The 595-nt window shown below is 41.8% G+C and carries 1 protein-coding gene; it reads right to left on the bottom strand.

The features are described 5' to 3' along the window. The coding region (locus tag GO013_RS16715; protein WP_163813176.1) for a hypothetical protein at positions 1 to 531 on the bottom strand (531 nt) is incomplete at its 3' end. Between the last annotated feature and the right edge of the window lie 64 nt (positions 532 to 595).

Below are 595 nucleotides of genomic sequence, written 5' to 3'. Positions count from 1 at the left end.
ATTGAAATTGAGCTTGAACTGATTGAAGGAATCCGGCAGAGTTTCTAGAATCATATCAGTTTGACTCTCTCCATCAATCTCAGCCCCTAGAATCTCGGCTACATTGAAACAATCCATCATCTTGAGCATATGATCTCTGACAGGTGTTCCTTCAGCCATTCTAGTGTTCATGATGGTCCTTATAGCAGCTTGCCTAGCTGGCCTGCTCTTGTCTGCGAACATTTCTGACAAGGACATCATGATTTCATAGGCTGTGTCCATATGCTCGTGCTGTGTTTGCAACACGTTGGACATGGAAGCGAGCATGTAGCATTTAGCCATGCTGTTCGCTTTCTTCCACTTCCTTTCAGCCTCTAACTGGTCTTCAGTAGAATTGGTATCAATTTCAGGACAATTTTCTATCAAGACATACTTGTACTCCTCAGCAGTGAGTACTATGTCAAGATTCCTCTTCCAATCTACGTAATTAGGGCCGGTCAACTTGTTCTCACGAAGAATACTCATCAACGGGCTAAATGAATCTTTACCCATCTCTCTCTGGATATAAAAGGGTTTATAATTAGACAGGCAGTATATATGTAACATGTATATGGTG

The sequence above is a fragment of the Pseudodesulfovibrio sp. JC047 genome (assembly GCF_010468615.1).
Classification (GTDB): Bacteria; Desulfobacterota; Desulfovibrionia; order Desulfovibrionales; family Desulfovibrionaceae; genus Pseudodesulfovibrio.
This window is presented reverse-complemented; position numbering and strand designations above follow the sequence as displayed.